Source organism: Streptomyces sp. NBC_01352 (assembly GCF_036237295.1).
In the GTDB taxonomy this organism is placed as follows: Bacteria; Actinomycetota; Actinomycetes; order Streptomycetales; family Streptomycetaceae; genus Streptomyces; species Streptomyces plumbiresistens.
This window is the reverse complement of the sequence record NZ_CP108354.1, coordinates 1,392,730-1,418,201: the sequence shown is the minus strand read 5'-3', so window position 1 is coordinate 1,418,201 and position 25,472 is coordinate 1,392,730. Positions and strand designations below refer to the sequence as shown.

The 25,472-nt window shown below is 72.7% G+C and carries 22 protein-coding genes; 10 read left to right on the top strand and 12 right to left on the bottom strand.

The genetic code is table 11. The annotated features are described in order from the left end of the window. The first annotated feature begins 1 nt into the window (after position 1). The 3 genes from OG252_RS06835 to OG252_RS06825 all read left to right on the top strand — a co-directional run bounded on the left by OG252_RS06835 (position 2) and on the right by OG252_RS06825 (position 2,481). Positions 2 to 1,162 (top strand): ROK family transcriptional regulator, encoded by a 1,161-nt coding sequence (locus OG252_RS06835; protein ID WP_329334469.1) that lies wholly within the window; start codon positions 2 to 4, stop codon positions 1,160 to 1,162. Positions 1,163 to 1,262: 100 nt separating this feature from the next. Continuing rightward, a complete protein-coding gene (locus OG252_RS06830) occupies positions 1,263 to 1,448 on the top strand; it encodes a hypothetical protein (RefSeq protein WP_266451309.1) in 186 nt (61 codons plus the stop codon). A gap of 211 nt (positions 1,449 to 1,659) precedes the next feature. Continuing rightward, positions 1,660 to 2,481, top strand: coding sequence for an EamA family transporter (locus OG252_RS06825; RefSeq protein ID WP_329345095.1), 822 nt, complete (start codon positions 1,660 to 1,662; stop codon positions 2,479 to 2,481). A 23-nt stretch (positions 2,482 to 2,504) separates the two neighbouring features. On the opposite strand, the gene OG252_RS06820 is transcribed toward OG252_RS06825, so the two are convergent. Both OG252_RS06820 and OG252_RS06815 read right to left on the bottom strand, forming a co-directional pair. Continuing rightward, the gene (locus tag OG252_RS06820; protein WP_266451310.1) at positions 2,505 to 3,881 is read right to left on the bottom strand and encodes a S1 family peptidase; all 1,377 of its coding nucleotides are present in this window, start codon (positions 3,879 to 3,881) and stop codon (positions 2,505 to 2,507) included. Positions 3,882 to 4,067: 186 nt separating this feature from the next. After that, positions 4,068 to 5,081: a hypothetical protein gene (locus OG252_RS06815; protein ID WP_329334468.1), complete on the bottom strand. Its 1,014-nt coding sequence runs from the start codon at positions 5,079 to 5,081 to the stop codon at positions 4,068 to 4,070. Between the two features lie 25 nt (positions 5,082 to 5,106). Between OG252_RS06815 and OG252_RS06810 the strand changes: the two genes are divergently transcribed. Beyond that, entirely contained in the window at positions 5,107 to 6,285 is a 1,179-nt protein-coding gene (locus tag OG252_RS06810) for a MalY/PatB family protein (protein WP_329334467.1), read from the top strand. An 89-nt stretch (positions 6,286 to 6,374) separates the two neighbouring features. Next, positions 6,375 to 6,755 carry a PPOX class F420-dependent oxidoreductase gene (locus OG252_RS06805; protein ID WP_307679031.1) on the top strand — a complete coding sequence of 127 codons (381 nt, stop codon included), beginning with the start codon at positions 6,375 to 6,377 and terminating at the stop codon, positions 6,753 to 6,755. A gap of 48 nt (positions 6,756 to 6,803) precedes the next feature. On the opposite strand, the gene OG252_RS06800 is transcribed toward OG252_RS06805, so the two are convergent. Then, positions 6,804 to 9,587 carry a hypothetical protein gene (locus OG252_RS06800; protein WP_329334465.1) on the bottom strand — a complete coding sequence of 928 codons (2,784 nt, stop codon included), beginning with the start codon at positions 9,585 to 9,587 and terminating at the stop codon, positions 6,804 to 6,806. A gap of 186 nt (positions 9,588 to 9,773) precedes the next feature. Here OG252_RS06800 and OG252_RS06795 point away from each other — a divergent pair, with 186 nt between their 5' ends. Further along, positions 9,774 to 11,123 (top strand): Gfo/Idh/MocA family protein, encoded by a 1,350-nt coding sequence (locus OG252_RS06795; protein WP_266451315.1) that lies wholly within the window; start codon positions 9,774 to 9,776, stop codon positions 11,121 to 11,123. A 21-nt stretch (positions 11,124 to 11,144) separates the two neighbouring features. Here the strand turns inward: OG252_RS06795 and OG252_RS06790 are convergent, their stop codons facing one another. Beyond that, entirely contained in the window at positions 11,145 to 11,573 is a 429-nt protein-coding gene (locus OG252_RS06790; protein WP_266451316.1) for a Zn-ribbon domain-containing OB-fold protein, read from the bottom strand. A 180-nt stretch (positions 11,574 to 11,753) separates the two neighbouring features. Then, positions 11,754 to 12,494, bottom strand: a complete 741-nt coding sequence (locus OG252_RS06785; RefSeq protein ID WP_266451317.1) for a TetR family transcriptional regulator — start codon at positions 12,492 to 12,494, stop codon at positions 11,754 to 11,756. A 149-nt stretch (positions 12,495 to 12,643) separates the two neighbouring features. Here OG252_RS06785 and OG252_RS06780 point away from each other — a divergent pair, with 149 nt between their 5' ends. From OG252_RS06780 to OG252_RS06770, 3 genes are all read left to right on the top strand, one after another. Further along, the gene (locus tag OG252_RS06780) at positions 12,644 to 13,486 is read left to right on the top strand and encodes a hypothetical protein (RefSeq protein ID WP_266451318.1); all 843 of its coding nucleotides are present in this window, start codon (positions 12,644 to 12,646) and stop codon (positions 13,484 to 13,486) included. A 78-nt stretch (positions 13,487 to 13,564) separates the two neighbouring features. Beyond that, positions 13,565 to 14,284 (top strand): peptidoglycan-binding domain-containing protein, encoded by a 720-nt coding sequence (locus OG252_RS06775; protein WP_266451319.1) that lies wholly within the window; start codon positions 13,565 to 13,567, stop codon positions 14,282 to 14,284. A gap of 64 nt (positions 14,285 to 14,348) precedes the next feature. After that, positions 14,349 to 14,840, top strand: a complete 492-nt coding sequence (locus OG252_RS06770; protein WP_266451320.1) for a flavin reductase family protein — start codon at positions 14,349 to 14,351, stop codon at positions 14,838 to 14,840. A gap of 300 nt (positions 14,841 to 15,140) precedes the next feature. Here OG252_RS06770 and OG252_RS06765 read toward each other — a convergent pair whose 3' ends face one another. From OG252_RS06765 to OG252_RS06750, 4 genes are all read right to left on the bottom strand, one after another. After that, on the bottom strand, positions 15,141 to 17,516 hold the full coding sequence (locus OG252_RS06765) for a SpoIIE family protein phosphatase (protein ID WP_329345094.1): 2,376 nt from the start codon (positions 17,514 to 17,516) through the stop codon (positions 15,141 to 15,143). Positions 17,517 to 17,689: 173 nt separating this feature from the next. Next, positions 17,690 to 18,256, bottom strand: coding sequence for an antibiotic biosynthesis monooxygenase (locus OG252_RS06760; protein ID WP_266451321.1), 567 nt, complete (start codon positions 18,254 to 18,256; stop codon positions 17,690 to 17,692). Between the two features lie 47 nt (positions 18,257 to 18,303). Further along, positions 18,304 to 18,696 (bottom strand): hypothetical protein, encoded by a 393-nt coding sequence (locus OG252_RS06755; RefSeq protein ID WP_266451322.1) that lies wholly within the window; start codon positions 18,694 to 18,696, stop codon positions 18,304 to 18,306. A gap of 397 nt (positions 18,697 to 19,093) precedes the next feature. Beyond that, positions 19,094 to 20,017 carry a MurR/RpiR family transcriptional regulator gene (locus tag OG252_RS06750; RefSeq protein ID WP_329334458.1) on the bottom strand — a complete coding sequence of 308 codons (924 nt, stop codon included), beginning with the start codon at positions 20,015 to 20,017 and terminating at the stop codon, positions 19,094 to 19,096. 236 nt (positions 20,018 to 20,253) lie between these two features. Here OG252_RS06750 and OG252_RS06745 point away from each other — a divergent pair, with 236 nt between their 5' ends. Next, positions 20,254 to 20,655 (top strand): DUF3662 domain-containing protein, encoded by a 402-nt coding sequence (locus tag OG252_RS06745; protein WP_329334456.1) that lies wholly within the window; start codon positions 20,254 to 20,256, stop codon positions 20,653 to 20,655. 9 nt (positions 20,656 to 20,664) lie between these two features. Here the strand turns inward: OG252_RS06745 and OG252_RS06740 are convergent, their stop codons facing one another. From OG252_RS06740 to OG252_RS06730, 3 genes are all read right to left on the bottom strand, one after another. Beyond that, positions 20,665 to 22,344, bottom strand: coding sequence for an ArnT family glycosyltransferase (locus OG252_RS06740; protein WP_329334454.1), 1,680 nt, complete (start codon positions 22,342 to 22,344; stop codon positions 20,665 to 20,667). 92 nt (positions 22,345 to 22,436) lie between these two features. Further along, on the bottom strand, positions 22,437 to 24,365 hold the full coding sequence (locus OG252_RS06735; protein WP_329334452.1) for a phosphatase PAP2 family protein: 1,929 nt from the start codon (positions 24,363 to 24,365) through the stop codon (positions 22,437 to 22,439). A 181-nt stretch (positions 24,366 to 24,546) separates the two neighbouring features. After that, the gene (locus tag OG252_RS06730) at positions 24,547 to 25,452 is read right to left on the bottom strand and encodes an N-acetylglucosamine kinase (protein WP_266451327.1); all 906 of its coding nucleotides are present in this window, start codon (positions 25,450 to 25,452) and stop codon (positions 24,547 to 24,549) included. Between the last annotated feature and the right edge of the window lie 20 nt (positions 25,453 to 25,472).

Here is a 25,472-nt window from a genome sequence, read left to right as displayed (position 1 = left end):
CATGACCGCAGGTGCCGCCAGCTGGCTTCCCCTGAGCTCCGGCGAACGCTCGGTGGCGATCGAGGTGCTCGTCCACGGCCCCTTGTCGCGCACCGAGCTCGCCCGGCGCCTCGACCTCTCGGCGGGCAGCCTCACCCGGCTGACCAAGCCGCTCATCGAGTCCGGCCTGCTGGTCGAGGTCCCCGAGGCGGGCACCCCGGCGGAGGTCCGCCAGGGGCGTCCCTCGCAGCCGCTCGACGTCGTCGCCGAGTCCCGCTCCTTCCTCGGCTTCAAGATCACCGACGACATGGTCTACGGCGTCGTCACCACCCTCCGCAGCGACATCGTCGCCCGCCACGACCGCCCGCTCACCACCCACGACCCCGCCCGGGTCGCCGACCTGCTGGCCGAGATGACCGATGAACTCACCCGGAGCCACCCCCGGATCGCGGGCGTCGGCATCGGCGTCGGGGGCCTGGTCCAGGACCGGGCCGTGGTCGGGGAGTCACCGTTCCTGCACTGGCGCGAGGTCCCGCTGGCCGCGCTCGTCGAGGAGCGCACCGGGCTGCCGGTGGTCGTCGAGAACGACGTCGCCGCCCTCGTCGAGGCCGAGAGCTGGTTCGGTGCCGGGCGCGGCCTCGACCGGTTCGTCGTCCTCACCATCGGCGCGGGCATCGGCTACGGCCTCGTCCTGGGCGGCAAGCGGGTGCCGTACGCCGAGGAGGACCGCGGCTTCGGCCGGCACTGGATCGTGAACCCCAACGGCCCCCTCACCCCCGACGGTGAACGCGGCAGCGCCGTCTCCCTGCTGACCATCGGCAACATCCGCTACCAGGTCCAGGCCGCCACCGGCCGCGACCACACCTACGAGGAGATCCTCGCCCTCGCCGCCGCCGGGGAGCCCATGCCCACCCGCGTCATCGACGAGTCCGCGCGCGCCCTGGGCACCCTGGTCGCCCAGATCGCGAACTTCGCTATGCCCCAGAAGATCCTGCTCGCCGGCGAGGGCGTGGGCCTGATGGACGTGGCCGGCAAGACGGTCGAGGACACCGTCCGCGCCCACCGGCACCCGCTGGCCGCCCCGATCGACCTGGAGACCAAGGTGTCCGACTTTCACGACTGGGCACGCGGCGCCGCCGTGCTGGCGATCCAGGTGCTGGTGCTGGGAGCAGGCGAAGTGTGAACTGGGACACGGGTCTTGACGGATGGACGTGATCAGCAACACGGTCCGGAATGTCCATTTAGCTCACGATTACTCACGTGGCCTTCACGTCCGGAGCCGTATGCTTCACATCATGTCCACCAGTGTTGAACCCGCTACCGAACGGTCGGCTGACGAGGTCAACGAGGAGATCAGGGCCCTGTGGCTCCGGTCGGGCGGGACACTGAACGGCGAGCAGCGCGAGGAGTACCGGCGGCTCGTCATGGAGTGGGCCGCCGCGGCCCCGCCGTCGGCGGAAGCAGCCTGAGTGCTCCTCGAAGACCCCGCCGTCACCTCCTGAATCCCACCGCCGTTTCCCGAGTACCACCGCTGCTTTCCGAAATCCTGCCGCTATGTTCCGAGCCGGGCCGCTGGGCCCGGCATCCCGACGCAGCCCGCCATGACTCATGGCGCCGTCCCGGGGCATCCCCGACAGGATGGGCCCCCTTCTGGCACTGGCCTCGGCCGTCTGCTAGGGCATCGTCGTCCCCCAACTCTCGGCTTCGCTCGAGCCGGGAGGTGCCCCCATCGCCGGCGGGCTGCTGTCCCGGCGTACCCACTTCGCCGCCGTCACCTTCCTCGGCCAGATCGGCGGCCTGCTGCCGGCCCTCGCGGCAGCCCTCCTCCTTCCCGCCGACGGCGTCCGGTCGGCGGACCTCCTGTGGGGTGCGCTGTCCGGCGTGGGCAGCGGCACCGCCATGCACTGCCTCAACAGGGGGCTCAGCCGCGGCGCGATGAGCGTCGTGGTGCCGTTGAGCGCGGTCACGGGGGTCGCGCTGTCCGTGCTGTGCGGGGTGCTGCTGCTCGGCGACCGGCCGACGCCGCTCGCCTGGGTGGGCATCGCCGTGACGGTGCCCGGGCTCTGGTTCGTGGCCGGGGGTGACGGGGACGGCGGCGGGGGAGTGCCGGACGGCCTGCTCGCCAGCGCGGGCGTCGCCGTGCAGTACATCGCGCTCGCCCAGGCGGACGCGGCGAGCGGGCTGTGGCCGGTGGCCGCGGGCCGGGTCGCCGCCGTCCTCGTCCTGCTGCCCGGCGCGGTACGGCACGCCCGGCGCCTGCGGATACCGGCGGGGCGATGCGCCGAGGCGCTGTTGGTCGGGGCGGGGGCGGCCCTCGGACTCGTGCTGTATCTGCTCGCCGCCCAACGGCAGTTGCCGGCCGTCACCGTGGTGCTCGCCTCCCTCTGTCCGGCCCTCCCGGTCGTCCTCGGACTCGCCCTGCTGCACGAGAGGGTCACCCGGAGACAGTCGGCCGGTCTGCTGGGGGCAGCCGTGGCCACGGTGCTGCTGACCCTCGGATGAGCCCCCTCGGGAGCCCCGGCCGGTCAGCCCCACGTCGCCGAGTAGTACCGCCGATACGCCTTGCGGTCCTGCTCCGCCCGGATGTACCGGGTGGCCACCAACGCGACCAGGCTGCCCGCGATGACCAGCAACCCGGGACCGACATTCCTGGGGTCGGTGAGCCGGGTCAGCAGCGGCTCGCCGGCCGTAGCGCCCGCCACCGGACCCGACGTCCCGGGCGTGGCCGCACCGGGCGCGATCGCGCTCTGCGTGGCCGAGGCAGACGGCGTCGGCGAGGGTGCCGCGCTGCCGCCCGCGGCAGGGGCCGCCACGAGCAACTGGACGTCGAGGTCGGTCAGGGCCTTGGTGATCGGCTGGAAGAACGTCGTACCACCCGACTGACAGTCCCCGCTGCCGCCCGAGGTCACGCCGAGCGCGATGCCCTCGGAGAACATCGGCCCCCCGCTGTCGCCGGGTTCGGCGCACACGTTCGTCTCGATCAGGCCGGTGACCGTTCCCTCGGGATAGTTCACCGTCGCGTTCAGCGCCGTCACCTGACCGTCGCGCAGCCCGCTCGTACTGCCGCTGCGGAACACCCGCTGGCCGACGGACGGATCGGCCGCGCCCGTGATCTGCACGCCCTTGCCGTCACCGATGGCCACCACGGCGGCACCGTCGCCGGCCTTGCCGTTCGCGTACTGCACCAGGGAGAAGTCGTTGCCCGGGAAGCTCTGCGTGACCGTCTTGCCCACCTGCTCCCTGCCGCCGGTGTCCGAGAACCAGACGGAACCGGTGGGTCCGCAGTGCCCGGCGGTGAGGATGAAGTCGCGTTGCCCGTCGGTCACGTTGAAGCCGGCCGAACAGCGTCCGGCGGTCGACAGCAACGGCAGCGCGCCGTTGAGCCGGGGCGTGAACGTGCCCTCGGTGCGTTCCATGCGGACGAACGTGCCGATGCCGTCCGCGACCTGCGTCATCCGGGACCAGTCGTCGGCCGAGACGGTGCTGTCCCCTCGTACCACGATCTGGTTGGTCCGGTAGTCCATCGCCCACGCCGTGCCGGTCACCCGGGGCGCCGAACGCAGCGTGGCCGTCGCCGACTTGAGCTCGTTCATGCTGTGCGAGACGACCTTGGCCTCGGCGCCCGCGCGCCGGACCTCGGCGGCGGCCTCCTTGTCGGTGACCGCGACGACCGGCCGGCCGTCGTCACCGATCCAGGTGCCCGCCGTACGGGAACTGCCGAGCCGTGAGACGAGCCCGGCCCCGGTGTCCGTGGACTCCTGGGCGTACGTCCGCGGGACGGCCGAGGCGGCGGGCGGCTCGCTCGCCATGGCCCGCGTCACCATCGTGCCTCCCAGGAGGAGTCCGCCGACGGCCGCCAGCCGTGTCACTCGCCGGACGACCCGTCGTCGTGCGTGCCTCATGCATGGCTCCCGAACCCGAACTCGCGGTGTGAACACCGCGGGGCCCTCCGGTCGTTGAGCGCCCACCATCCATACGTGGCCGGGGACCGGCATGTTCACGGCACGGGCGATCTCTGCGAATCCGCCGAGGCCGGGCCCCTGCCCGACCGGCGTCGACCGGCGCGTCGACAGGCGCGTCGACCGGCGTCATCCGGCGGACCGGACGCCGGAGTCGACCGGTGTGCCGCCGGGCGCCGGACCGAGCCGCGCCCAGCTGGGCGCGTCGCCCCACACGGACGCCGTGTCGACGTAGGGGCGCAGCAGCGCGGTGAGCACGGGATCGCCGCGTCCGTTCAGCTCGTCCGAGGCGATCCTGCGGGCGACACCGGCGAGGAAGTCGGCGAACTGCACCCGTGGATCCTCCCGCGCGACCACGAGCCGAAACCCGTCGAGGCCGGCCCCGGCCCGCCGGGCCGTCTCCTCGATCCACGCGATGCGCTCCGGCGTCAGCATGTTCTGACGGTCGTGCACCAGCCGGACGGGCCGGCCGTCCGCGCTCCAGTGCGCGGCCGTGGCGACGATGGCCGGCAGCAGGGGGTTGAGGACCGGGATCAGGGTGGGGCCGCCGGTGACGACCGCCCGGTAGGAGTCGGCACGGGACCGGGTCGCCGCGAGCCGGTCGAGGATGCCCGACACGGGCGGACGGGGTTCCGCGCGCCGCAGGCTGTCCACGCTCCGGAAGAAGGCGTCCACGGGCTGTTGCGGCTCGCCGTCGTTCCTGACCCGCAGCAATTGGTTGGCCGCCGCGAGGAACTCGCGCCACCGCTCGGCACCGAAGGTCCGCCGCCCCTCCCGGAACAGCGTGACGGCCTCGCCCGACGTGTCGCCGGCGCCGTCGCCCTCGCCGAGCAGCAGGTCGACGGCCCGGTCCACGACGAAGAACGTCTTCTCGGTGAGATGTACGTGCGCGTGCCCGTGGATCGGACCGGCGGGCGCGAGCAGCCACTCCAGTACGGCCCGGTGCTTCTCCCGCAGCAGGTGGTTCGCCTTGTACTCCTCGGCGGGCGAGCGGATCCGGTCCCGTATCTCCTGCACATGCCCGGCGGCGGATTCCACGGACAGCCGGACACTCGCGTGCGCGAACACGTCGGTGTTCCCGCCGGTGAGGTTCTCGCCGTCCGACCCCGACTCGTCGCAGGCCACCTCACGTTTCCAGGTCACACCACAGCCCCCTATCTTGTGCCCCATGACCAGGATCCCGCACGCCACGTCCGGTGAACCGAATCCCCTGCGCGCACTCGCCCCCGCCCGCCTCCGACGCCGTACGAGCATGAAATGGCGTACCTATCCCGAGGACGTCCTTCCCCTGTGGGTCGCCGAGATGGACGTCCCGCTCGCCCGGCCCGTGGTCCGCGCGGTCACCGACGCCCTGGAACTCGGCGACACCGGCTACCCGGCCGGCACCGCGTACGCCGAGGCGCTCGCCGCCTTCGCCGGCAAACGGTGGGGCTGGAACGGGCTCGCGGTGGAACGCACCGCGATCGTTCCGGACGTGATGCTCGGCGTGGTCGAAATGATCAAACTGGTCACCGGACCCGGCGACCCGGTCGTCGTGAACCCGCCCGTCTACCCGCCGTTCTTCCAGTTCGTCGACCACATGGACCGACAGGTCGTCGAAGCCCCGCTCGGCCCGGACGGGCGCCTCGACCTCGGCATCCTGGAGGACAGCTTCCGGCAGGCGGTCGGGGGCGGCCGCCGTGCCGCCCACCTCCTGTGCAGCCCGCACAACCCGACCGGCACGGTGCACACCGCCGGTGAACTGGCCGCAGTGGCGGCCCTCGCCGACCGGTACGGCGTGCGGGTCGTCGCCGACGAGATCCACGCGCCGCTCGTCGCCCAGGGCGTGGACTTCGTGCCGTACCTGAGTGTGCCGGGCGGCGAGAGCGGCCTGTCCCTGATGTCGGCGTCCAAGGCGTGGAACCTCGCCGGTCTCAAGGCCGCGCTCGCCGTCGCGGGCCCCGCGGCCGCCGCCGACCTCGCCCGGCTGCCCGAGGAGGTCGGGCACGGCCCCAGCCACGTCGGCGTCATCGCCCACACCGCCGCCCTCAGCGACGGCACCGCCTGGCTGGACGCCCTGCTCACCGGCCTCGACGACAACCGGCGCCTGCTCGCCGACCTGCTGGCCGAGCACCTGCCCGCGATCGGGTACCGCCCCGGCGAGGCCACGTACCTGGCCTGGCTCGACTGCCGTGCACTGGATCTCGGCGACGACCCGGCGGACGTCTTCCTGCGGTGCGGCCGGGTCGCGCTGAACTCCGGGCTCCCGTTCGGCACCGGCGGCGCCGGGCACGTACGCCTGAATCTGGCGACTTCGCCGGAGATCATCGAGGAGGGCGTACGGCGGATGGCGGCGGCGCTGCGCTGACCCGAGCACGCACGGCGGCCGGGGCGGCGCGGTAATTCGGGCCGCCCCGCCCTCCCTCGGGTGCCGTGCGGCTGCCTAGACTGCCCGCCATGGACGACACGCCGCTGGAGCGGCTCGGCGCGGGCAAGTACCTGCTGCTCACCAGCTACCGCAAGAACGGCACACCGGTCGCCACCCCGGTGTGGGTGGTACGGGACGGGGACACGCTCGGAGCCTGGTCGGCCGCCGACGCCTGGAAGGTGAAGCGGATCCGGGCGCGCGGTGACGTCCTCGTCGGCCCCTGCGACCTGCGGGGCAACCCGACCGGCGACCAGGTGCCCGCCACCGCCGAGATCACCGACGCGGAGACGACCGCCCGCTACCGCAGGCTCCTCGCCCGCAAGTACGGCATCGTCGGCCGTCTCAGCCTGCTCGGCAGCCGGCTGCGCCGGGGACTGGACGGGACCGTCGGGATCCGCGTGACACTGTGACGCACGGGGGCATGGACCGGGCGGTCCGTGCCCCCGTACGCGAGCGGGTTACGACGCGTCCAGCACCGTGCCCGTCAGCACCGGACGGTCCGGCAGCGGCTCGGCGTCCCAGTCGGTCAGCGCCAGGCGCATCGACTCGGTCGGCTCGGCCACCTGGTCCCGCACCGTCGGCACGGTGAACTCGACGCTGGTGGTCCCGGCCGGGATCCCCATCCACACCCACAGGTTCGCCTCGGACAGCGGGCGCTCCGGGTCGGGCGAGTCACCCGAGTAGTCCAGGAGCCACTGCGGATCCACGTCCTTGGTGGACAGCTCGGCGCCCTCCAGGACACCGAGCACCCGCACCGGCTGCCAGATCTCCACGTCCGCCGCCTCGTCCACGGACATCCGCCAGGTCAGCGTCCCCCCTTCGGTCACCCGGTCCGTCACCGGCGTCAGGGTGACCGCGGGCTCGGGATCGTCGTTCTGGGCGGTGACCCCGCCCCGGTGCGAGCCGACCACCGCGTTGCGCACCGCCTTGACGACGATGTCGTGCTGCACGTCGTAGGAGAAGCGCGTGTCGCCCTTCACCTCGACCGGTACGTCGATGGCGTTGCTGCCCCGCCGTACCGTCACCAGCTTGTCCGTGCCGAGACCGGTGTCCGGGTCCAGGACGTACACGCGGACCTGACCGCTGCCGCGCCCGGAGATCTCGACCGGAACCCGGTAGGTGCGGGTGCCGGAGTCGCCCTCCTGGACGATCGTGCGGCCGATGTCGACGCGTGGCAGCGCCGCCGGCCGCACCGCCGCAGTGCCGGGTGCCCAGCCCCAGGCGTCCATCAGCCAGGCCTGCCCCGACGGCGAACGCGGGGTCAGCTCAAGGGACTTGACGTGCTTCAGGTCGAGACCGGCCCGGGCGGCGGCGGTCAGCGGGACGCGGACCTCGCGCGCCCAGTACGAGGAGGTGCGGTCGCTGCCGGGCAGCCCGTCCACCTGTACCTGGCCGAGTGCGGCCCGGCGTCCCGAGGCGTCGGTGACGGCGACGTCGAGCTTCGTGCCGGTCGTGTTCGGCGGCACGAAGACCCGCAGCGCCAGGTCCTTGGAACCGGCGAGGGAGAGCGGCTGGGAGGGGCTGACGCGCGCCGCCGTTCCCGGCGTCGACCACTTCAGCGCGACCGCGCGGCGGCCGGCCTCCCGTTCCGTCTCCCACCACGCGAAGTGCGGCGAGGACCCGGCGGCCTCGGGGTCCAGACAGGCGACGGCCGGGTCGGGGTCGATCGCCGAACACAGCTCCGCGCCGGTCACCGTCACCGGGCCGTCCGGCAGGAGTCCGGCACCGCGGCGCGCACCGACCGCGTGGGTCAGGACGCGGGCGGGGTCCGCCGAGGGCGCCCGCCTGCCCGAGCCGTCGAGCAACGGGAGCACCCGGTCGTCGCCGCCGACGAACAGCCGGGCCGCGGCGGCGATGTAGGTGGCCCCCGCCTGGTGCTGCTGGTCGGCGGTCAGCCGGGTCGCGGCGCTCGGCGAGCACACCGGGTCGGGTGCTTCCTCGTCGTCCCAGAAGTCGTCCCAGGCGGGCGCCTCGGCCTGGCCCGGGGTCCACTCGCTGTTGAAGTAGTTGTGGTTGGCGCCGACCATGTAGACGGCGCTGTGCAGCGCGGTGCCCTTGCTGACACCGCGTGTCCCGTCGACGTACACCTCGCCCTGGAGGTCGGACACGTCGCCGTCGCAGCCCGGCAGGATCGTCACCGACGGCACGTCGGCGACCGGATTCTGGCCGAAGATGGTCGGTCCGATGAGCACGGTGCCGCGCACCTTCCAGCGGACCGGGCCCCGGTAGCCGTCCTGGGCGGCGGGCGGCGGGTAGAGGCTGTCCATGGCGGCCCGGTTCACGCCCTCACCGCCACGCGAGTGGCCGACGAGCAGGACACGCGAGAGGTCCGCCTTCGGTGCCTCGCGTACGGCGGCCGGGGCGGTGGAGGGGCGGGCCGACCAGTCGGCCCAGCGGGCGAGATGCTGCCGTACCAGTGACGAGCGCGCCTGCGCACCGGCGTCCTCGGCGTCCGAGTCCTGGGCGTTGATGCCGTTCGCCGAGATCGACACCGTGACATAGCCCTGGGAGGCCAGGAGCTTCTGGTCGCGCAGGTAGCCCTTGTGACTGGGGATCGGCTTCGTCCCGGCCGGGCAGGGCCAGTCGCCGGTCACGTCGTCCTCGGCGCCCGGCTTGTAGCAGGTGGAGTGCCGGCCGTGCAGGAACAGCGCGAGCGGGCGGCTGCCGGTGGCGCCCTGCGGGGCCACCACCTCGGCGCGCATCTCGATCGGGGCGGGGAACCCGGGCAGCTTCACCGGGTCGAGGTCGTACTCGCCGGTGACCGTGCGGTACGAACCGGGCTTGCCGGGGTCGACACCGCCCGCCGGCAGCGGGGCCGGCGGCTCTTCGGCGGCACGGGAGTCCCGCTCCCGCGGCCGAGCGGCCCCGTCGGTCTCCTTCGCGTCCAACCGTCTTCCTCCGGCCAGGACTTGAAGGTCGGTCAGTTCCTCCGAGCGGGCCTCGCCGAGGTTCAGCCGGAACGTCCGGCCGTCCTTCCCGGCCTGCGGCACCCCGAGCAGCCGGCCCTCGGCATGGAACTCGACGCGCGCGTCCCCCATGGGCACGGTCTTCGGCGCACGCCAGACCAGCTCACGCGCCTCGCCCTGACCGGTGAGCCGCCAGCCCGGCGGCAGCCCGTTGTCGGCATGCGCGGTCGGCCGCCCCGCCTCGGGCGGCTGTTGGGCCTGTGCCAGTCCTGGCGAGCTCGCCAGGGCCGCCAGCACCGCCACGGCGGTCACACATATTCGCCGGGCACGGATCAATGGTTCCCCTCCTCAAAACCCAAGCGCAGACGCCTCGTTGGTCCCGGACGCCTCTCGCGTCACGAAGGACGGAAAGGAGGGTGCTGTGGGTTGTCTGTGCAGAGGAAATGACCGGAGCCGGGCGATGCGATCAAGCCAGCAGGGCGCGCAGGACTAGTCGGGACCGCGGCGGGGGAAGCGCTTTCCATGAGCCGAACCGCCCACCACCGCGCGGCCGTCGTCGGGACCGGCCACCGAGCCCAGATGTTCACCCGCGCCCTCGCCGAACGCCCCGGCCACCGCGTAGCCGCCCTCTGCGACCCCAGCCCGACCCGGATGGCCTTCCACAACCGGCTGCTCACCGAGGCCGGTGAACCCGCCGCCACCCCGTGGGAACCCGACCGCTTCGCCGACCTGCTCGCAAAGGAGGACATCGACGAGGTCGTCGTCACCACCGTCGACGCCGCACACGACCGCTACATCGTCCCGGCCCTGAAGGCCGGCTGCCGGGTGGTCACCGAGAAGCCGATGACCGTCGACGCCGAGCGCTGCGCCCGCATCCTCGACACGGTCCGGGAGACCGGCAACACCCTGACCGTCGCCTTCAACTACCGCTTCAACCCGGTGCACGAGAAGGTCCGGGCCCTGCTCGCCGAGGGCGCGATCGGCGAGGTGCTGTCCGTGCACTTCGAGTGGCTGCTCGACGTACGGCACGGCGCGGACTACTTCCGCCGCTGGCACCGGGAGAAACAGAACAGCGGCGGCCTCATGGTGCACAAGTCGAGCCACCACTTCGACCTGGTCAACTGGTGGCTCGCCGACCGGCCGCAGGAGGTCTTCGGCTACGGACGGCTCGGCTTCTACGGCCGTGAGGCGGGCGAACGCCACGGACTGCGCCGCGCCTACGACCGCGCCCACGGCGCCGCCCCCGCCGCCGACGACCCCTTCGCCCTGGACCTCGCGGCCGACGACACCCTGCGCGCCCTCTACCTGGACGCCGAACAGGACGACGGCTACCTGCGCGACCGCAACGTCTTCGACGGCCCCGTCACCATCGAGGACGACATGGCGGTCCTCGTCCGCTACACCCGCGGCGCGACGATGACGTACCACCTGACCGCCTACTCCCCGTGGGAGGGCTACCGGGTCATGTTCAACGGCAGCGCCGGCCGCCTTGAACTCGAGGTGGAGGAGAGCCGCTGGCAGCCGCCCCGGATCCGGATCACCTCCGGCAGCGGCGCGCTGCACGGCGACACCGCCGCCGAACACGCGGGCGGGGCTCGCCTCACCCTGCGCCCGCTGTGGCGGCCCCCGGTCGACGTCCCGCTCGAGACCGCCCACGAGGCCCACGGCGGGGGTGACCCGCGCATGCTCGACGCGCTGTTCGGGAGCGTGGACGGGGGTGCGCCTGCCGACTTCGGCGCCGAGGGGCATCCGACGGCCACCGAGCGCGACGGGGCGCTCGCGCTGGCGGTCGGGCTGGCCGCCAACCGGTGCTTCGAGACGGGGCGGCCGGTGGGGGTGCGGGAGCTGGTGCCCGGGGTGGGGGAGGGGTGAGGCGGGGAGGTGCGGTCCTCGTCAGCTCCAGGCCCGGTAGGGCTCGTCGACCAGCTGGAAGACAGGCTCGCCCCGGACCGGGTCCTTCGCGGTGGACAGCCGGACCCGGTCACCGCTGTGGATGCCGATCGGCGGGCCCATGACGCGGCCGCGCACGACGAAGCCCTCGGCCATCTCGATCAGGGACACGTTCCGCGCGGCGGGGGTGTTTCGGTGCACCACCGTGGAGTGCCGGACCGTCCCGGCGCCCTCACTGCGCTCCGTGCGCAGGTCGCTGCCCTGGCAGACCGGACACAGCAGCCGGTGGTACATGGCGGTGCCGCACCAGGTGCAGCGCTGGAAGAGGATGGCGTCCGTGTCCGCGCTCCTGCGATCCGGAAATCCGGGATCCAGGAGGCCCGTCGCGGAGCCGGCTGTCTGACGAACGACGCTTCCTGAGGGGTGGTACACGCTGGTCAACTCCCTGCACTCGGCCGGAATCCGCGTGCGCGGGTCACCGTGCACGCACGTGCCCGGTTGGCCGTGCCACCGTGCACGCCCTCAGGGTATGGCACTCAGTGCCACTCGTAAAGGCACTCCGTACCCCTCAATCTCGGAACATCGAGTGGGTGTGCGCGTCCGAGTGCCGGTTCAGTCGCGACCGAGCGTGGTCTCGATCTCCTGGACGACCCGCCACAGTGGCGCCCCGCGCCGGGAGACCACGACCACCACGTCCTCGGGCTGCTCGCCGCCGGGGCACGCGGGCGGGTCGCCGAAGGCGGACTGGACGTATCCGAGGGCGTGGTCGACCGTGGTGTCGGCGTCGCCCTCTCCGTCCGAACGCAGCCAGGAGCGCAGCGCGTTGTTGTGCGCCGCGACCACGGCGGCGGCGATCACGTCGGCCCGCAAAGTCCCGTCGCGCCGGCCGGCGAACCGGCCCCGCAGATACTCGGCGAGGGCCCGCTCGTAGCGCCACACCACGGACAGTTCGTACGCGCGCAGGCCGGGCACCTTCTTGGTGAGGCGGTAGCGCTGCACGGAGAACGTCGGGTTCTCGGCATACATCCGGAGCACCAGCCGGGCCGCGTCGCAGACCCGGCCCACCGGTTCGTCCCCGTCGTCGCCGGCCGCGAGGAACTCCGTCATGTCGGCCAGGCACCGCTCGTGGTCGGGGAAGACCACGTCCTCCTTCGAGGGGAAGTAGCGGAAGAAGGACCGCCGTCCGACCCCGGCCAGCGCCACGATGTCGTCGACCGTGGTCTGCTCGTATCCCCGCTCCAGGAACAGCTGGAAGGCCGCCGCGACCAGCGCGTCCCGCATGGGCGGCTTCGCTGCCGCCGCCTGCGCCTTCTCACCGCGACGGGGCGTGGGCGCTGCGCTGCTGGAGCTCATGGACGGGAAAGTAGCATCTGACCGGGGCTGATGGCACTCAGTGCATCGTTTGAGGGGAACTCAGTGCTCTCTGTGGTCACGGTGTCCCCCGCTCGGGCGTCGAACGTGCGTCGCATACGATCGGCCCTCCGCACTGCCGAGGAGCCCGCGTGTCACTCGCCCGTCCCCGCCTCCTGTACGTCACCGACCTGGCCTACCAGGCGCGCGGGCGGCGCTACTGCGACGAGGACATCTTCCTCACCGCCCGCCTGCGCGAGGACTTCGACCTCGCCCTGTGCCATCCGCGGGACGCGGCCGCGCTGATGGGCGCCTTCGACGGCGTCGTCGTCCGCAACAGCGGTCCGGTCCTGGGCCACCGGGAGGCGTACGAGGCGTTCCGCGAACGTGCGATCGCCGACGGCACCCGCGTCTACAACCCGCTGTCCGGCAAGGCCGACACGGCCGGCAAGCAGTACCTGCTCGACCTGAGCGCCGCCGGGTACCCGGTCATCCCCACCGTCGACCGCGCGGAGGATCTGCACCGGCTGCCCGAAACGGACCGGTACGTCGTCAAGCCGAAGCTCGGCGCCGACTCCGTGGGCCTGCGGATCGTCTCCGCGGAAGATGTGCGCGACCTTGTCGACGGAGAGGTCCTGGTGCAGCCGTGCGTCGACTTCGCCTACGAGGTGTCCTTCTACTTCGTCGACGACGACGTCCAGTACGCCCTCTACGCTCCGCACCCCGAGCGACGCTGGCAGCTGGAACCGTACGAACCCACCGCCGAGGACCTGGCCTTCGCCCGGCGGTTCATCGACTGGAACGGCATCGACCACGGCATCCAGCGGGTCGACGCCTGCCGTGCCCCGGACGGGCAGCTCCTGCTCGTCGAGCTGGAGGACCTCAACCCCTACCTGTCCCTGGACGCCCTGAGCGACAAGGAAAGGGACACCTTCGTCACGGCGATGAAGGCATCCCTGCACCGGTTCCTCGCCGCGGAACGACGCAGGGACTGAACTCCTCGTGCGGCAGGTGCGTATCACTCCCCGGGGGATGCCGGAGGTCCCTGCGCAGGGGACGGGAGGAGACGCTGTATGCCGAAGCCGACCGATCGCGGGCAGCCGCCCGAGCGACCCGACGGCCCGCCCCTCGAACCGGTCCGGGTGCTGCGCCCGCGCAACACCGACGCCCTCGCGGAGCTGATCAGGGAGTTCCGGGAGCAGACCGGGGCGTACCAGGAACGCAGGGACCACACCGGGGACTATGAAGTGGTGCCGCTGCCTCGGGTCGAGGCGGAGACGCAGCAACTGCCTCCCGTCGCGGACAACGCACAGGTGACCTCCGCCGGCCACCCGACCGCGAGCGGCCACTACGCCGTACGCGGCGGCGGTTCCGTCGGCCGTGTGCCCGGCCTGCGTCGCACCGCCGTCGTGGGCGCCGTCGCAGCGGCGGCCCTGATCGGCTTCGGCTGCGCCTTCCTGCTGCCCGACCGAGGCGACGCCAGCGCGGCGCAGCCCGCCCTCCCGTCCACGCCCGCCTCCGCCACGCCCACTCCCACCGCCTCGGCCGCCACCGACCCCGACGGCCCGGGCACCCTCCGCGAAGGAGCCGCCGGCCCCGAGGTGACCGACCTCCAGCAACGCCTGCTGCGCATCCCGAACGTGTACGACCACGGCTCGACCAGTGGGAGCTACGACGCCACCCTGACCGAGGCGGTGGCCCGCTTCCAGGTCTGGTACGGCATCCGCGGCGACGAGACCGGCGTCTACGGCGACGACACCCGGCTCGCCCTGGAATCCCGTACGGGCGGCTGACGGGAGGCCGTCCGGAACCGGGGTACCCGTCGCGGGACGTCCGGCGAACGGGAGCGAGGTGAGCATGGCGGGCATCGACGCGTTCATCGACCGGCTGGACCCGGACATGTGCGTGGTCACCGCCACGGCGAACGGGGAGCGGGCGGGCTGTCTGGTCGGGTTCGCCTCGCAGTGCTCCATCCGGCCGGTGCGCTTCGTCGTATGGCTGTCCAAGGTGAACCACACCTACCGCGTCGCACAGGACGCTCCGTTCCTCGCCGTGCATCTGCTCACCCCCGGACAGCGGGACCTGGCCGAGCTGTTCGGCGGGCGCACCGGCGACACGACGGACAAGTTCCAGCATGTCGGCGTGCGGGAGGAGCACGGCGGGGCGCTCGTCCTGGAGGACGCGGCGGCCTGGTTCGTGGGCGCGGTCGTGCTGCGCGCCGACGGAGGCGATCACGTCGGTTTCGTCCTCGAGCCGGTGGCCGGCGGCGGGCGTGAGCAGGCCGACGACGGACCGCTGCTGCGGCTCGACGACGCCCGCACCATCGCACCAGGTCACCCGGTGGAGTGAGGTTCCGCCCCGCTGCTCGAACACCCGGCAACACATCGGGAAAGTGGCGGCGCCCAGGGCGTGGCCGCCGTCAGCATGGGCAGCTCCCTGAGCGAGGGACCCCGCACTCCCCGAGCCGAAGGCCACGCCGATGAGCGCCTCCCGTATCCCGGGCCTGGTAATGCCCGCCGTGTTCCTGCTGGCCCTCGTGGTGGGAGCGTTCTGGTACTGGCGCCATCGCGGCGACGACTGAAGGCCGGCACCGCGGGACGACTGAACGGCGACAGGGCCGCTACCCCCTTGCCGCTCCTTCGCCGCGTGTCACTCGGGCTCGGTGGGCACCCGGACGTCGACCACGCAGACGTCGTCCCGCCGCTCGCCCTCCAGCAGCGCCGCGAGCAACGGGTTCAAAGAGCCGGGCTCGTCCGTGTGGTGGGCGACGACCGCCTCGGCGAGCCGCTCCAGGCCCAGGTCGATGCCCTCGGTGGGCCGCTCGACCAGCCCGTCCGTGTACAGCATCAGCCGGTCGCCGGGCTCCAGGCGGCACTCCGCCTCCTGGTACACCGGCGAGGAGCTCGCCCCGAGCAGCATCCCGCCCGGCCGGCCCAGATAGCGCACCTCGCCGTCGCGCAGCAGCAACGGCGGCGGATGGCCCGCCTGCGCCCAGACCAGCCGGCGCTCGGCGGGGGTGTAACGGGCCAGGACCATGGTCGCGGTGCCGTGGGAGTCGCGGGAGTGCAGCAGCAGCGCGTTGAGACGGGCGAGCGCACCGGTCAGTGACGAGCCGGTGATGACCATGCCCTTCGCGGTGAAGCGCAGCTGCGCCATCGTGGCGACGGCGTCGATGCCGTGCCCGGCGACGTCGCCGACCACGAACAGGGCGTCGCCGTCGGGGAGTTCGATGGCGCTGAACCAGTCGCCGCCGACATGGATCCCCGACTGGGCGGGCAGGTAGGCCACTTCGACGCGCAGGCCGGCCAGCCGCACCGGCCGGGTGGGCAGCGGCAGCAGCGCGTGCTGGAGCCGGGCGACGAGCGTCCGCTCGGCGCGCAGCACGACGTGCTGGGTCAGGATCTCCTGCTCGCTCTTGACGAGGGCGAGTTCCGCGCTGCGCTGTGCGGTGAGGTCCTGGACGAAGCCGTGCACCTCGACGGGCGTGCCGTCGGCGGCCGGCACCGCCTCGGCGACGGCCCGCAGATGCCGGACCCCGTCCGCCGTCCTGATCCGGAACGGGACGTCGAACGGACGCCCGTCGCGCGCGAGTTCCCGGACGGCGCGGGCCAGCGCCGGCACGTCCTCGGACAGCGCGAGACCCGGGAGGTCGGCGAGCTGGACCGGGCCGTGTGCGGGGTCCCGGTCCAGGATGTCGAAGACCTGGGACGACCAGTTGACCTCGTGGGTGACCAGGTTCCAGGTCGCCCAGCCCAGGTTGCCCAGCCGCTGCACGTCCGCCAGCCGCTGCTCCTGCCGGTCCGAGGAGTCCTGCCGGACCCAGGCGAGGACCAGCCCGCCGCCCAGCCGCGCCACCCGCACCGAGTACGTCGAGAGCTCCGCGGAACCGGCCACGACCTCCTGATGGGCGAACGGCGGACCCTCGAACGGCTCCCCGGTCCGCAGCGTGCGCAGGCACCCGTGCCACAGCTCCTCGCCCGCCATGCCGGGGAAGCACTCCAGGATCCGGTGCCCGACCAGCTCGCGGCCGGTACGGCCGACGATGTCGACCGCGTCCGCCGTCGCCGCGTCGATGCGGTAGTCCTCGACCTCCCCCGAGGGCGCCGTCAGCGGGGAGAGCAGCATCGCCGCGCCCGGCAGCGCGTCGAACACCGCCTGGGCGGCACCGTCCGCGGCGTACTCCTGCCGGACGCCGAACGCCCGGAGCCGGCCCGCGCACAGCCGGGCGACGGCGCGCAGGAGCTGCCGGACCGGCGGGGTGAACGGCCCCCCGCGGCCGCGCAGGACGCCGATGCAGGCCTCGGCGGTGTCCCCGGCCGGCACCGGCAGCCAGGCGCGCGAGCGCCAGCGCTCGGGCGGGTCCCCGATGAGCAGGTACCGCTCCCGGTCCGAGTCGATGTCCTCCAGCCAGCGCGGCTCCCGCGCCACCAGCGCTTCCAGGGCGGCGATCCCGGTCAGCGGCGGCACCTGACGCCACTGGGCGGCCAGGGTGTCCTCGATGCCGGCGTGCCCGACGAGTTCCAGCCCGCCTGTGGGCAGGCGCCGGAAGATCATGACCGCTTCGGCGCCCGCCTCGGGCGCCAGGTGGTCCAGCAGGCACCGGGCGAGGTCCTGCGGGGTGCCGACGCGGACCAGGGCCTCGCCGAGCCGGCCGAGTGCGGCGAAGGCGTCGTCCGTACCGTCGGTGCCGTCCGCGTCGAGGGTGTCCCTGGTGGCGGGCATGCCGGGCCTGGGAACGACGACGGGGAAACCGGCGGGCTCGTCGAGTGGGGGCTCGGGCCGCGGTGGGGACTGGTGCAGCGGGGGCACCAGCCCGCCGAGGGTGATCCAGCACTCCTCCAGCAGGGTGCGGTTCCCGGCCTTGGCGCGCTGCCGCAGTTCCTCGCCCGCGGCGTCCGGCGTGCAGCCGGTCAGCGCCATCAGGGCACCCTTGGCCCGCTCCAGGACGGCCGATGTCGCTGCCTGGTCACGCAGCCGGTCCATCTCGGCACGCTGCCGGGCGACGACCTTGGCCAGCGCTGCCATGTCGGGCGCGGCGCCGGACTCGGCGGGGCTGGCGGGCTCGCTGGTCACGCGTTGAGCATCGCACATCAGGGGTGCTTCGATCGCGGCCTTGTGGACGGAGATCGCACGCACCGGTGAAGCCGGGTCGGCGGGCTCGTCGACCCCCGCTGCCGCGCTGTCCTCCCGTGTCCCCGTCAGTGGTCCGGCGGCGGGTACAGCCACAGCCGCAGCAGGCGGCTCAGCCGAGGCATGACGAGGTAGGTCAGGGTCGGCAGCAGCACGACCGGGAACACCGCGGCGCGCAGCGGCAGGGCCCAGGTCATCGTGTGGGGCGCCGCCAGCCACTGGATCAGGAACGTGAGCGGATAGGCGCCGAGGAAGGTGGTGAGCAGCATCTTCCACCGGGGCGGGGCCTGCGCGGTGGTGCCGGGCAGGGCGAACCAGGTCTCCAGTCCCGTCGTCGACTGCCGTTCACTGCCGATCTCGGTCGCGATGCCCTCGATCCGTCCGTGCCAGGCGGCCCGCTCCTCGGACTCCAGCCAGGCGGCCAGCCGGTGCGGATCGGACCAGCGCAGCACCGCGTGGAAGAGGTGACCGTCCTCGGGCCGCAGCCAGGAGACGCCCTCGTTGCCGGGGAAGGCTCTGGCGCAGCGGGTGATCCCGTGGGTCCAGTGCTCGAACTCGTGCTCGTGGCCGGGGCGTACTCGCCAGGTGAGGACCGTGGTGACCGGATCGCCATGCCGTACATCGGTGGTGCTCATGCTCACCACGAGTGCCACGGCAGACGCGCCTCATGCCCCTGGGAGGGTCAGCGTCCGTGCCCGTGCTCGATGAGGGCCTGGGTGACCGCCCGCACGCTGCGGGCGATGTGCTGCAGCTGCAGGACCTCCGCCGCGTACAGCTTGATCGTGTGTTCGATGACCGACTCCGGCATGCCGAGACCGGGCAGGTCGGCCCGGGCGGTCTGCAGGGCGGTGCGGGCGACCCGGACCTCCTGCTGGACCTGGATCTGCGCGTGCCGGGCGAGCAGCACGGGGTGGCGGATCAGGGCCGGGTAGCTGGCGTAGCGGGCCGGTACCAGCTCGCGCAGCCACTTGGCCGCCGAGCGCTCCCAGTCGTAGCTGCCGGGGTTCTTGACCTGGCACGGCCAGTCCGGGCTGATCCGCGTGGTGGTTCGCGTGGTCGTCAGGGGCATGGTCATCGCTCCCGGGTGTGCGGCGTCGTGGGGGGTGGTCCGACGGTTTGGTGCGGCCCCGGTCTAGGGGATGACCGGGGCCGCCACGGGCGCTCGCGCAGGCGATGCCCGACCGAACACCCTGGGCGCCGACGCGGGTAGGAGACGGCGGCTTCAGGTGTCCGTGCAAGGGCCCGTGGGGTCAGACGGTGCCCGCGCGAGGTGTGGTGCAGCGTGCGCATGGGCGGACCGTCGTCTCTGTGCGGGCGGATGCGGGGTAGTGGAACGTGTGTCCCGGAATGGCCGGGGTGTGATCCCTGAGCAGTATTTATATATGCCGTCCGGTTTGCAAGACGCATGAAAACATTCATGCGGGATATGTGACGGATGACCCCCTTGTGCCCTCATGTGAGGGAAGTGGGTCTCAGTCCCGCAGGAAGAACTGGTGCTGGTCGGAGATGTGCTCGTAGTCCTCGAGCCGGGCCTGGGTGCGTTCCGGGTCGGCGTCGGTCATGGCCTGGAGCAGCGCGGCGGCCATCACGCCGGGCGCGGCGTAGGAGTCGAAGACCAGACGGGACCCGGTGCCGGTGGCGAAGACGACGTCCGCCTCGTCGGCCACCGGCCCGAGTGCCAGGTCGGTGATCAGGGCGACCTGGAGTCCGGCGCTGCGCGCGACCCGTACGGCGGTCAGGGTCTCCTGGGCGTGCCGGGGCATCGAGAACGCCAGGACCCAGGTGCCGCCCGCCTCGCGGGACTGGAGCAGGGCGTCGTAGGCGACGCTGCCGCCCCGGGTCACCAGCCGCACGTCCGGGTGGACCCGGCGCGCGGCGTACGCGAAGTACTCGGCCAGGGACGCCGAGATGCGCAGGCCCAGGATGGTCAGCGGGGTCGACCGGGACAGTTTGCGGCCGATGTCGATCACCTGGTCGGGGTCGGCGAAGTCGCGTCGCAGGTTCTCCAGGTTGTCGATCTCGGCGTCGACCGCCGCCTGGAGTTCGTTGCTGCCGTTCTCCTCCGCCGCGGAGGGACCGCCCGCGAGGGTGCCGAGGGCGATCGTCTGGAGCTTCTCCCGTAGCGCGGGGTAACCGCTGAAGCCCACCGCCGCGGCGAAACGCGTCACCGACGGCTGGCTCACACCGACGCGTTCCGCGAGATCGGTGATCGAAAGGAAGGCCGCCTCGGTGATGTGCTCGATCAGGTACTGGGCGATGCGACGCTGCCCAGGGGACAGCCGTGGCCGGTCGAACAGGCCCCTGAGCTGGGAAGTCGGGGAGGCCTCCGCTTCCGGTGCGGTCTTGCCCGAGGTGATCGCGGACGCCTGGGCGCGTGCCTGCTGCGGCGATGGCACGTCTGCGCCTCCTTTGTCTCCCACAGTGCCTCAACATAGCTCACACACCGTGGCGACCAGGGCTTGCGCGCAAGGGCCCGACGACCGGCCCGGGCGACGGACGGACCCGCCGAAAGGACGGATACGCGCGTTCCGTACGGGAACCCGCCCCCGCGAAAGCCATTCGGTGACGACCGGCGACGCGCTGCGAAACCGGCGGCACCCCGCAACCAGACCCTTCGGCAGGTGAGAGGCGAATGAGCGCACTCAGCGCGGTGGAACAGGCCCTGGAGAACCGGTGGGAGGCGCTGTGGGCGCGGGTCTTCGACAAGGAACCCGTCGAACTCGTCGACGCGCTGCGACGCGAGTGCGACAGCAACGTGGTCGTGTGCAGCGAGAGCAGGGTCGTGGTCCCCAACGCCTACGACATCGAACTCGCCGACTCCGTCCACGACGAACTCACGCGCCGGGGCACCAACGTGGGCCAGGCGCTCACCGACAGCCTGATACGGCACGCCGAACACAAGGGCTACGAGTGGGCGGGCCCGCTCGCCGTGCACATCACGAGGTCGGCGTACGTGCCCAACGGCCGTTATCGCGTGGCCAGCAGCGTGATGTCGCATGTGAGCGCCGACGGTTTCCAGTACGCGGCCCACTAGGAGCGGAGGTCAGCGGCGATAGATGGTGATCGAATGGCCGACCTGGTCGATCGGACGACTGCTCTCGATCAACTCGGCCAGCCGGCCCTTCGCTTTGGCAACCGAGGAGTCCGACACGACCAGCAGTCCGCGCACCGCACCGCGGGGTACCGCGAGCGGATCGGACGCGTCGATGCCGTAGTACGACGGCACCCCGCTGCCCTTGTACACCAGCCAGACCCGCTCGCTCCGGTACCGTTCGCGCAGCCGGTCGGCGAGCCGGCCGAGGTCCTGCCCCCAGTCGACGTTGGAGTCGTGCAGCCTGAGCCGGGTCTTCGACGGCCCGCCGAACGCCTCGTTGGAGTACGGCAGATAGTAGGGGAACGTCCGCACGGAGCTGACCGCGACGAACAGCACCAGCGCCGCCGTCAGCACCGGCGCCCACCGCCACCGCAGGACCAGGACACAGCCCGCCGCCACCGCCAGGAACATCGGTAGGAAGAGGGCGTACCGGGTGCCGAAGTCCCGCGCCCCTTCCATGGAGGCCGCCAGCAGCACCGCGGACGGCAGCAGCAGGTACGGCGCCACGGGCCGCAGCCGCCGTACCGCCACCACCACGACGGCACCGGCCGCCCACAGCGCGAGCATCCCGAGCGGCGTCTTCACCAGCAACGCGACCGGCAGGTAGTACCAGAGGGACCCGGTGTACACCTGGCCGAACAGGAAGCCCTCCCACGGCCGGTTCTCCAGAGCGAACTGGATCCGCATCCCGTCCCGGAACGCCTCCGGGAACGGCAGCAGCTCCACCAGCAGCCCCCGCCGCCCGCGCACGACGGGCACATACTGCTGCGGCGACCAGCGCAGCAGCGGATCGACGGCCAGATACGACGCCCATACGACGGCCACGGCGACCAGCGCAACGACGGCGGCGCCCCCGGCCGCCCGCAGCAGCCGCGTCCGCCGATCCGCCGAACCCGCGCTCGCGCACCACATCGACACGGCGGCCAGCACCAGCAGCACCGGAAACGCCGCCAGCGCGCTCATCTTCGTGGCCAGAGCCGCCCCGAGCGCCACTGAGGCGAGCGGCAGGTACAGCCGAGGCCGGCGGCGCGCACGCCACAGCAGCCACACCGACGTCAGCAGGAACCCGGCCATCGGCACGTCGAGCGTGGCCAGCGAGCCGTGGGCGATGACGTCGGGGGAGAAGGCGTACAGGGCGAGCGCCACCAACGCGCCCACCGGACCGGCGAGTTCACGGGCGAAGGCGAAGACGACCAGGCCGAACAGCAACGTCAGCGCGATCACCGGAAGACGGGCCCAGAGCATCAGCTCCCAGGGGTCGTTGCCCCACTTGTACAGGAGGTGCTGCCCGAAGCGGCCCTGGCCGCCGGTGAAGGACGGATCGACGTGCGGGTCGGCCAGTGCCACGCCGGTGGCGATGACCAGTTTGCCCAGCGGCGGGTGCTCGGGGTTGAAGCGCAGGCGGTGCTCGTGCAGATAGTCGGCGGCCGTCCCCACGTACACCGGCTCGTCGATGGTCGGGGTCTGCTGGACGGCGGTGGACACCATCGCGGCGGCCATCTGGACGAGCAGCACGACCACGAGGAGCGGCACCAGCCACCGTGTGCGGGACCGTGAACGCAGCGCCGGCCACACGTCGGGCGCCCCAGGGGCCGGCGTCAGGACCGGGTGCCGTTCGTGCGTCATCATCCGCCCCGCGGTGACACCGGGCGGGCGGTGGCGGGAGCGAAACAGGGGCGTCTCATGCGCCTACTCTGCATCAGCTCCCGCCACCGGGGGCGTTACCGCTTCAGGAGTCGTACCGACAGACCCTCCGCCGTGTGGACGGGTACGGCCCGCAGGGTGTCGGAGTTCAGCTCGACGCGGTCGAACTGGCCGCGCAGCACCGGGGCGCCGAGCACCCGGACCGTGCTGCCCGCGGCCGGCGGCCGCTTCGCGTCGAGGCTCAGCGACAGCGTGCTGCCCCGGCCGAGCACCGCCCGGCGCGTCACCTCCAGGACCGGCTCCTGCCCCGAACGCAGCGTCACCTCCAGCGTGCCGGACTCCTGCGCGTACGTGCCGTGCACCTGCAGCGACTTGCCCAGCCTCAGCGTCCCGCCGGTCACCCGCACATCACCGTGACCCAGCGCGTGCGCCGAACCGGCGACCAGCACACCGTCCTTGAGCACGGTGCCGCCCGTGTACCGGTTGTGGCCCGTCAGGGTCAGCGTGCCGGTGCCGCCCTTGGTCAGACCGCCGTCGCCGTCGATGTCGTTGCGCCAGCTGTCGGCCGCCCGGAAACCGCCGGCCGCGGCGTCGAGCGTGACACTCACGTCGGCGTCGAAGGAGCCGTAACCGTCCGCCGCGGCGAACAGGTTCAGACGCCCCCACTGCTCGAAGCCGTCCAGCAGGACGTACCCGGAGGGCAGTGCGGTGGTCCGCAGCACCTCGCGGCGCTGGGCCGCGTCCAGGTACGGCAGCCGCGTCTCCAGCAGCACCTCGGCGCCCTTCGGCACGGTCAGCGGTTCGTTGCGGCCGCGCCGGGTGAGCACGTAGGTCAACCGGGGCTTTACGGCACGCTCGTTGTCGTCCCGGTCGGCGTACGGGTCGGAGCCGTCCGAGTGGGCGTACGCGTACAGCGTGTTGGCCGTGGTGCCGGTCTTCTCCTGGAAGTACGCCAGGGCCTGGGCGCGGGCCGCGGCCTTGAGGGCGGCGTTCGCCGGGTCGGCCAGCGCGGCGGCGGCCAGGGCGGTGGCCATGATGCGGCCGCCGAGGACGTCGACCGTGGAGTGCATGCCCGACATGATCCGGGTGTGGCTCAGCTCGAAGGCGCGGGTCACCAGCTCCTGGAACCGCTCGGGCACCGCGTACGCGAAGGCCAGGGCCGCCAGGTGGAAGGCGTTGGTGTGGCCGCTCGGGAAGCCGCCGTCCTCGGCCGCGTTGGTGCTTCGCTGGCGCAGCAACTGCGTGACGACGACCACCTCGGAGTCGTACACCGGGTAGCCGAGCGCGTCCTTCACGCCGGTGTCGACGACCTCGCTGTCCTCGTTCATGCGCCACGGACGCGGGTACTGGAACGTGAACTTGGCGGGGTTGCCCGACGCGAACGGACCGCGCACGGTGTCGACCAGCTTGGCGACCTGGCCGAGCGCCGAGTCGTAGGAGCCCGCGCCGACCGCGGAGCCCGCGGGGGCGCCGGCCGGGACGGCGTCGCTGATCGTGGTGGCCGGCGTGCCCTCGGGAGCGCTGGTGATCGAGGTGACCGCCTTGGCGCCCGCCCGGTACAGGTCGGCCAGCGGGCCGAGGGCCCCGATCATCGCGTAGCTCTGGTGCTGGCGGTCGTAGACGAACGCCTCCTTCGCCTGCTCCTCGGTGCGCGCGGACGTGATGCGGGCGCAGTAGCGCATGTTGGCGCGCAGCACCTCGGGCATCAGCGGCGTGCCGGTGTTCCAGGCGTCGCCGGTCTTCCACACCTTGGCGAAGCCGCCGAGGATGCGGACCACGGCGTTGGTCTCGGGCGTCGTGTTCGCGACGATGTTGGTCTTGTAGTCGTCGACGAACGCGGCGAAGGCCGTGGCCGCCTTCGCGTCCGTGGCGGCCAGCCAGGTGGCGAGCGTGGGAGCGGCCAGTACACCGGCCGAGGCACCGAGGGACGTCTTGAGGAACCCCCTTCGGTTCACGGCGCGGTCACGGACCGACGAGGGGGAGGGGTGCCCGGCTGGTGACGGCATGCGTCTGCCTCTCTTGAGTTCATCGGCCCTGCGGCCGGGAGTAAGAAGAAGGTGGTGCGATCGATGGCGGCTCGCGGGGCGACGCGTGACATGAGGGCCGAATGCGCTTTCCCGAGCCGTACGAGCGAAGATCTACGGGCGAGTTGTGTCGGATCGGGGATGATCCGGCGTCCGCCACCTGTCATACGAGTGAACGGGCCATCGCCACCGCTCCCTCGACCGGCGCCACCGTCAGCGGCCTCGGCCGGGCCCCCGGCACCCGTGCGGCCAGGGAGGACACGAAGGCGTCGTACAGGGCGGGTTGGGCGAGGACGGTACTGCCCGCGACCACCACGTCGTCGACGGCGACCCCGCGTGCCGCGAGTCGTCCGACGAGCGAGGCCAGCGCGCGACCGCCCTCGGCGATGACCGTACGGGCGAGAGAGGAGCCCGCCTCGGCGGCCGCGAACAGCACGGGTGCGTGCCGGCCCCACTCGGCGGAGACGTCCGTGGCGCTCTCCAGCGCCGCCCCGAGCGCCGGTACCTCGGCGACGCCGAACGCGGCGATGAGGCCCTTGGCCAGTTCGTCGGGTTCCTCGCCGCGGTCGTGCGCCGCCCACACGGCCCGCGCGGCCTCACGGACCAGACCGGCCGAGCCGCCCTCGTCGCCGAGCAACGCACCCCAGCCGCCGACCTGGACGGGGCTGCCGTCGTCGAGCCGGCCGACCGCGACCGAACCGGTGCCGGCGACCAGGCCGACGCCACGGTCCAGTCCCGCGGCGGGTACGAGGAGCTCGGCGTCGCCCAGAACCTTCGCGGGCGCGTCGAAGTGGAGTTGCAGCGCGGTGCGGATCTGGGCGCACTGCCGGGGCGTCTCGCAGGCGTGCCCGCCCACGGCGACGGCCGACGGGCGTGCGCCCGCCGGCAGTGCCTCGGCGACCAGCGCGGCCAGCCAGCCGGCCGCGGCCACGGGGTCGTGCGGCCGCCAGCCGCTGCTCGGCCGGACGTGGTCGGCGACGGCCCGCTCGCCCGCGAAGGCGCGCAGGTGCGTCTTGGTGCCGCCCACGTCGATGCCGACCACGAGAGGGCACGAGGGGGAGTCCTGCACGGATCCTCTTTCGTCGTTGC